The organism is Corynebacterium sp. NPDC104732, from assembly GCF_055583565.1.
On the sequence record NZ_JBVJNS010000007.1, the window covers coordinates 124263 to 132484 of the forward strand.

An 8222-nucleotide genomic window follows, 5' to 3' on the forward strand; every position below is an offset into this window, starting at 1 on the left:
GGTGGGGACTAGTTAAAGCCGATCACAATGGAGGCACGATGGTTCAGCGGGTGTACGTCGAGAATCGCGAGGGTGGGCACGCTGCGGCCCTGTCGAAGGAGTATGGCGTAAAGGTGCGCCTGCTCAACCGTTACGACGTCGAAGGCACGACCGACGCGGAGTTCGATACCGCCGTTAAGCTGGTTCTTTCCGAGCCTCAGGTAGACAACACGTACGCCACCCTCGAGGAAGCCGGCATCACTGGCAACATCCTCGCTGTGGAGCCACTGCCTGGCCAGTTCGATCAGCGCGCCGATTCCGCCGCGCAGTGCATCCAGTTCCTTTTTGAAAAGCAGCGCCCGGTCGTGCGCACCGCGGTCCTCTACGCTGTCGAGGGTGACATCCCCGAGGCGATGCGCACCGGCCTGATTAACCCGGTTGAGTCCCGCGAGGCCTCCCTGGACAAGCCGGACACCCTCACGATGACGGTGGAGACGCCGGCGGACGTCGAAAAGCTCAGCGGGTTTACGCAGCTTACCGACGCCCAACTGCCCACCTTCGTGTCTGAGCACGGCCTTGCCATGGACGCTGATGACGCCATCCTGATCCGCGACTACTTTGCCTCCGAAGACCGCGACCCGACCATCACTGAGCTGAAGGTGATCGACACTTACTGGTCAGATCACTGCCGTCACACTACCTTCGAGACGGTCCTCGACTCCATCACGTTCAACGAGCCTGCTGCGGAGGCTGCTTACCAGGACTACCTCGCAGCACGTGATTCTATTGGCCGCACTAAGCCAGTGACCCTCATGGACATGGGCACCATCGCCGCAAAAGTGCTGCGCGCCACCGGCAAGCTGGATGCCATGGACGTCTCCGACGAGATCAACGCCTGCACCGTGCACGTCACCATCACTGTGGACGGCAAGGAAGAACCATGGCTGCTGCTGTTCAAGAACGAAACTCACAACCACCCAACCGAGATTGAGCCGTTCGGTGGCGCCGCTACCTGCATCGGTGGTGCAATCCGCGACCCACTCTCCGGCCGTGGCTACGTCTACGCTGCGATGCGCATCTCTGGCTCCGGTAACCCGCTAGAGACCACGACCCGCGCGGGCAAGCTGCCACAAAAGACCATCGCTCGCGTTGCTGCCGCGGGTAACTCCTCTTACGGTAACCAGATCGGCCTGGCCACGGGCCTGGTAGACGAAGTGTACCACCCGGGTTATGTTGCCAAGCACCTGGAGATGGGTGCCGTGGTGGCAGGCGCGCCGGCGGGGCAGGTGCGTCGTGAAGTGCCTGCTGCGGGCGACCTTGTCGTCATGGTCGGCGGTGCCACCGGCCGCGACGGTATCGGTGGCGCAACCGGATCCTCCAAGAAGCACACCGTCGAATCCCTCACCACCGCTGGCGCGGAGGTGCAGAAGGGTAACGCGCCAGAGGAACGCAAGCTGCAGCGCCTGTTCCGAAACGGCGACTTTACCCGCCTGATCAAACGCTGCAACGACTTCGGCGCAGGTGGCGTGTCCGTGGCAGTGGGCGAGCTCGCCGACTCCGTGGAGATCAACCTGGACGCCGTGCCAAAGAAATACGAAGGCCTGAACGGTACTGAGCTGGCACTGTCCGAATCCCAGGAGCGCATGGCGATCGTTGTCGAAGCCAAGGACGCCGACAAGCTGATCGAGCTGGCCAACGAGGAAAACCTGAATGCCGTCGTCGTGGCTGAGGTAACCGATTCTGGCCGGATGCGCATGCACTGGCGTGGCACCACCATCGTGGACCTTTCGCGCGAATTCCTGAACACTAACGGTGCGAAGAAGCACGTGGATGTGGAGATCGCCCCGGCTGGCGACTGGCGCGGCGCAGCTCGCGAATGGGCACGCGTGGATGACTTCAAGGAGTCCTTCCTGGGGATGGTATCCGACTTGAATGTCGCCTCCAAGCAGGGCCTTTCCGAGCGCTTCGACTCTACCGTCGGCGCGGGAACCGTCCTCATGCCGTTCGGTGGTTCCCGCCAGGCCACCCCAATCCAGGCAATGGCGAACACCCTGCCAGTACTGGGCGAAACCACCAACTGCTCCGTGATGTCCTGGGGCTACAACCCTTACATCACGGAGGCCAGCCCCTACCACGGCGCATACCTCGCGGTAGTGGAATCGGTAGCCAAGCTCATTGCCACCGGCTCTTCTTTTGATGAGACGTACCTGTCCTTCCAGGAATACTTCGAGCGCATGTCCTCGGCACAGGCATGGGGCAAGCCGGCCGCTGCGCTGCTTGGCACGATCAAGGCGCAGCTCGGCCTCGGTGTTGCGGCGATTGGTGGCAAGGACTCCATGTCCGGCACCTTCGAAGAGCTGCATGTCCCGCCGACGGTGATCTCCGTTGCCGTGAGCCACGACGACGCCACCAACATGGTCCCGAACCACTTCAAGGAGGCAGGCCACAAGGTGACGCTGCTTTCTCCTGAGCTCGGCACCGAGGTTGCACTGGCTGGTCTGCCGACGCCGGCGTCTCTCTTGGAGAACTTCGCTGTTGTCACCGAGCTGCTGCGTTCCGGCAAGGTCGTGTCTGCCTACACCCCAGGTTTCGGCGGTGTTGCCGAGGCCGTGTTCAAGATGGGCCTCGGGGAGGGCTTGGGCTTCTCCTTTGACAACGATGCTGATCTGTACGGTTATGAGTATGGTGCCTTTGTCCTTGAGTGGGCAGGTGAACCGACCGTCGGTACGCTGCTCGGTTCCACCACCGAGGGAGGCTTCACCTACCGCGGACAGGAAGTGACCTTCGAAGAAGCCGAGGCCGCCTACCGTGGCACCCTCGAGCCGATCTATCCAACCGTGGTGCAGCAGTCCGGTGCGGTGGACGTCACTGGTGCCACCACGGTTGCAGCATCGAAGCCAACCTTCGGCGGCGCAACCCCGAAGGCGCTGATCCCGGTATTCCCAGGAACCAACTGCGAATACGACTCCGCCCGCGCCCTCCAGCGCGCCGGGATCGAACCGGAAATCCTGGTCGTGCGCAACCGCACCCCGGAAGACATCGCCGAGTCGGTCGAACGCATGGCAACCGCCCTGGAGCAGTCCCAGATGTTGTTCCTTCCAGGCGGCTTCTCTGGTGGCGATGAGCCAGACGGCTCCGCAAAATTCATGACATCCTTCCTGCGTAACCCCGCGCTCACCGCAGGGGTGCAGGGGCTTCTCGACGACCGTGGTGGCCTGATCCTCGGCATCTGCAATGGCTTCCAGGCCCTCATTAAGTTGGGACTTGTGCCCTTCGGCGCGATCTCGGAGCCGGGCACTGATACTCCAACCCTGACGTTCAACCACATCGGTCGCCACCAGTCCCGGATCTCCCGCGTCCGGGTAGTCAACAATGACTCGCCGTGGCTGTCCAAGGTGAACGTCGGGGACGTCTTCACCGTGCCGATCTCCCACGGTGAAGGCCGTATCACCGCAGGTGAATCCCAGTGGCAGCGCCTCAAGGCCGCCGCAGTCACCCAATACGTTGATGCAGCAGGCAACCCTGCCATGGACATTGCATCCAACCCGAACGGTGCCCTGTTCGCGCTGGAAGGCATTATGTCCGAGGACGGCCGCGTCCTGGGCAAGATGGGGCACTCGGAGCGCATCTCCGCCTCCACCTACAAGAACGTGCCAGGCGAATACGATATGAAGCTGTTCGAGTCCGCCGCGGAGTTCTTCCGCAAGTAACCTTTCCCAGTGAAGGGGGCGCCTGGTGCGCCCCCTTTTTTTAATGGGTGGAACTCTGTTTTAGCTAAAACCCGGGAAGTAGAACCCGGATCTCGGGAGGTTTTGAGCTTAACAAGTGCTATTTGGATGATTTTATGCCGAGATCCGAGTTTTACTTCCCGGGGATGTGAATGTGGGCTGATAGGGATTTGGTGCTGTGCGGCCAAAAACTACGCCTTTCGCGATTTTGACCTGGGATTTTGCTTTGGGTAGGCGTAGGGATTCGAAACGCAAGACAAATCGCTATCAAGCAAGCGCCACCCCTCCAAATGCAATTAGGTCACACCCGTCTTGCGTAAATGCCGGGTAATTATGCTAACCTAACCTCACTTAGGTAAGGCTTACGTATTATTGTCCGCAACTCGAAGGAACTGTCATCTTGTTCTCATCCCGATTCCGTACTGTGGCCGTCGTTACGGCTGCTGCTTTCGCACTGACCGCATGTGGCGGTGCTTCAACCACTGAACAGGCCCAAACTGACCAGTCTGCAAAGACTGTCAGCATTGAGGACAACTACGGCACTCATGAGGTCCCTTCTCCTCCGACGGCCCCAGTGTCCGTGGTGAACCGGAACTTCGAAACGCTGGATAAGTGGGGTGTGGAGCTGAAGGCTGCTCCGAAGCCGATCATTCCGGATGGTATTTCCTACGGCTCCAACGAGAAGATCCTGGATCTGGGCATGCACCGCGAGCCAAACCTGGAAAACCTGGTGGCTGCACAGCCTGACCTGATTCTGGGAGGGCAGCGATTCTTATCCCACGAGGATGAAATCAAGAAGCTGGCTCCTGAGGCGACCTACCTGAACTTCGATGTTCGGGAAGGCAAGCCAATCGACGACGAGCTGAAGCGCGAGACCACAGCGCTGGGCAAGATCTTTGGCAAGGAAAAGGAAGCAGAAGCCCTGAACAAGGAACTCGATGACGCCGTCAAGGCGGTCAAGGATTCCTACAAAACCGGCGACACCGTCATGGCGCTGAACGTCTCTGGTGGCAACTTTGGCTACATCGCCCCAACCAAGGGGCGCACTGTGGGGCCAATGTTCGACCTGTTTGGCTGGACCCCGGCGCTCAAGCTGGAGAACACTTCCAACAACCATAAGGGTGACGAGGTTTCCGTCGAAGCAATCGCGCAGTCCAACCCTGACTGGATTGTCATCCTGGACCGCGACGCTGGCACCAGCGCCCGAAAGAAGGAAGGCTTCCGCCCAGCCGAAACCTTGCTGAAGGAAAATCAGGTGCTGCAAAACGTCGAAGCTGTCAAGCAGGGCAAAGTAATTTTCCTGCCAGCGGACACCTACACCAATGATGGTATCCACACCCACATTGAAATCTTTGAAGCACTCGCAAAGGCATTCAAAGGTTAATGCCTAAAATCCCAGGCCACGCCCCGTAAAGACTCGGCGTGGCCTCTTGGCATGTCGGTCACCGGAAGGAACCCTATGACGGCACTACGAACCCACACCACGCGAAGCACACTTTTTGATTGGCGCCTCCTGGTGGGGCTCGCAGCAATTGCGGTCTTGCTCGTGGTTTCCCTGTTTGTCGGGGCATATGATGTCCTTGGCAATGAACACGGCAAGGAGATCTTCGCGATCACCCGTATCCCACGCACCCTGGCGCTGGTGCTAGCCGGCGCCGCCATGGCGATGTGTGGCCTGGTCATGCAGTTGCTCACCCAGAATCGCTTCGTGGAACCCACCACCACCGGGACCACAGAATGGGCGGGGCTGGGGTTGCTCTTTGCTCTAATTTTCTTCCCACAAGCAGGGCTTATGCTACGCATGATCATCGCGATCGTTTTCGCTTTCGTGGGCACGATGGTGTTTTTCCTGTTTTTGCGCCGCGTGACGCTTCGATCCTCTCTCATCGTGCCGATCGTGGGTATAATGCTCGGCGCCGTGGTCAGTTCCGTGTCTACGTTCATCGCTCTCGAAACTGACAAGCTGCAGACACTGGGCACGTGGTTTGCGGGCTCCTTCACCGCGGTGCTGCGTGGCCAGTATGAAGTGTTGTGGATCGTCGCGCTCGTAGTGGTGGCGGTGTTCTTATTCGCTGACCGGCTGACCGTGGCTGGACTCGGTCAGGACATCGCCACCAACGTGGGATTGGACTACAACAAAATCATTCTGCTCGGCACCGGCCTCGTCGCGGTGGCGACGGGCGTGGTCACCGTGGTGGTGGGCAACCTGCCGTTTTTGGGGTTGATCGTGCCGAACGTGGTGTCCATGTTCCGTGGCGATGACCTCCGTAGCAACCTTCCGTGGGTGTGTTTGCTGGGGATTGGCGTCGTTACGCTGTGCGATATCCTCGGCCGCACCATCATCGCACCTTTCGAAGTGCCGGTGTCGCTGGTACTCGGCGTGCTCGGTGCCACCGTGTTCATCGTCTTGATCGTGAGGCAGCAGCGCCGTGGCTAATCTTCCGCTTCGTTTCAAAGTTCGACGCACCCCGCCGATCGACGTCGCTGTCGAGCGACCCGTTGCCGAGCAAAGCTACCTCGGTTTCCCGGGCGGACGTAGCGCTGGCGCCTTCGCGACGCCGCAGCTTCGAGCCCGATACTGGATCATTCTTGGTGTGATGCTCGCGCTTTGCGCCCTGTTTACCTTCGGGCTGCTGGCGTGGAATAACCCCATGCCGGTGGGTTCCCCGGGGTTTTGGCTGATCGCTCAGCGACGCGCCACCGCGGTGATCGTGATGGCGGTGGTGGCCATTGCACAGGCCATCGCCACGGTCACCTTCCAGACGGTAACGAATAACCGGATTGTTACTCCGTCGATCATGGGGTTTGAAGCGCTCTACATGGTGATTCAAACCTCCGTGGTGTTTTTCCTGGGAGCGGCTGGGCTCGCGGCTTTCTCTGGAACCTGGCAGTTCGTCACCCAAGTTGGGTTGATGATCACCCTGAGTCTGGTGCTGTACGGCTGGTTGCTCACCGGGCGGTTCGCGAATATCCAGGTCATGCTGCTGGTCGGTATCATCATTGGCGGCGGATTGGGGTCGTTGTCCACGTTCATGCGTCGGTTGCTCACCCCGAGCGAATTCGACGTGCTCACCGCCCGAATGTTTGGTTCCGTCACCAACGCGAAGACAGAATACTTGGGACTGGCGATTATCTTGGTAGCGGCGGCATCGATAGCGATTATCGCACGGGCCAAGGTCCTGAATGTGGTGTCATTGGGAGCGGACCTGGCAAACAATCTGGGTATTCACCACCGTCGGTGCTCGATCTACTTCCTCACCATGGTCTCTGTGCTCATGGCTGTGTCCACCGCCTTGGTCGGGCCGATGACGTTCCTTGGGTTTCTCGTAGCAACCCTCGCGTACCAGCTCGCTGATACCTACGATCATCGCGCAGTTTTACCGATGGCTGCCACCTGCGGATTCCTCGTTCTCACCAGTGCTTACTTTGTGATGAACCATATCTTCTACGCTCAAGGCGTGGTCTCCATCATCATCGAACTTGTCGGAGGTTCGGTGTTCCTGTTTGTTCTGCTCAGAAAGGGAAAGCTGTGATTGAACTCGTTGACGTCAAAAAGAATTATTCTTCCTCGGTGCAGATCGGGCCGGTCAGTCTTGAGATTCCCGCCGGGGGAGTAACAGCACTCATCGGGCCTAACGGCGCCGGCAAATCCACGATGCTCACCATGATCGGACGCCTTCTCGACCTCGACGAGGGCATCATCCGCATCGCACAGATGGACGTGTCTACCACCAAGTCCAAAGACCTGGCACGCGTGGTGTCCATCCTCCGTCAGGAGAACCACTTCATTACTCGCCTGACTGTGCGTCAACTAGTCGGATTTGGTCGGTTCCCACATTCCAGCGGGCGCCTTACCCGGGAGGACGAACAAATCATCTCCCGCTACATTGACTTCTTAGGCCTTACCGAGCTCGAGGGACGCTACCTGGACCAGCTGTCCGGTGGGCAGCGGCAGCGTGCCTATGTCGCCATGGTGCTCGCGCAAGAAACAAGCTACGTGCTTCTCGACGAACCATTGAACAACCTCGATATGGCCCACAGTGTTCAGATGATGAAACACCTGAAGAACGCAGCCGAGCAATTCGGCCGCACCGTAGTGGTGGTACTGCACGACATCAACTTCGCCGCGAAATACGCCGACTACATCTGCGCTGCGAAGCACGGACAAGTAGTTCAGTTCGGAACACCGGAGGACATCATGAAAGATGATCTCCTTACCGACATCTTCAATACGCCGGTGCGTGTCATCGATGGGCCCGACGGACCCCTCGCTTGTTATCACTGACCTGCGGATTTGTGTTGTGGCGTGGTTGTGCGTAAATTAATCCGGGTCAGCGAGACAGGGTCTGGCTGAACGAAGTTGACATCCGGGTAAACGGGTGGTTAACTTAGAACTCCAGCCGTTGCGAGGTGATCGCAGTGTGCGTGTGTTGTTTGAGAACTCAATAGTGTGCCAAGTACTTTTATTTTTTGTTTTTTGGTTGTGTGTTGGTGCCGGCAGGCCAGGAGTGGTCT

At 59.0% G+C, this 8222-nt stretch carries 5 protein-coding genes; all 5 read left to right on the forward strand.

Going from position 1 to position 8222, the window contains the following annotated elements; translation table 11 throughout:
* The first annotated feature begins 38 nt into the window (after positions 1–38).
* The 5 genes from ACZ6ZO_RS07110 (at position 39) to ACZ6ZO_RS07130 (ending at position 7992) form a co-directional block, all read left to right on the forward strand.
* Positions 39–3689, forward strand: a complete 3651-nt coding sequence (locus tag ACZ6ZO_RS07110; RefSeq protein ID WP_465291579.1) for a phosphoribosylformylglycinamidine synthase — start codon at positions 39–41, stop codon at positions 3687–3689.
* A gap of 418 nt (positions 3690–4107) precedes the next feature.
* Positions 4108–5091 carry a siderophore ABC transporter substrate-binding protein gene (locus ACZ6ZO_RS07115; protein WP_465291581.1) on the forward strand — a complete coding sequence of 328 codons (984 nt, stop codon included), beginning with the start codon at positions 4108–4110 and terminating at the stop codon, positions 5089–5091.
* Between the two features lie 51 nt (positions 5092–5142).
* Positions 5143–6144, forward strand: a complete 1002-nt coding sequence (locus ACZ6ZO_RS07120; protein WP_407926270.1) for an ABC transporter permease — start codon at positions 5143–5145, stop codon at positions 6142–6144.
* A 37-nt stretch (positions 6145–6181) separates the two neighbouring features.
* Positions 6182–7240 (forward strand): iron chelate uptake ABC transporter family permease subunit, encoded by a 1059-nt coding sequence (locus tag ACZ6ZO_RS07125; RefSeq protein ID WP_465291589.1) that lies wholly within the window; start codon positions 6182–6184, stop codon positions 7238–7240.
* Positions 7237–7992, forward strand: coding sequence for an iron ABC transporter ATP-binding protein (locus ACZ6ZO_RS07130; protein ID WP_465291584.1), 756 nt, complete (start codon positions 7237–7239; stop codon positions 7990–7992). The genes ACZ6ZO_RS07125 and ACZ6ZO_RS07130 overlap by 4 nt, the downstream gene beginning before the upstream one ends.
* Positions 7993–8222: the final 230 nt, after the last annotated feature.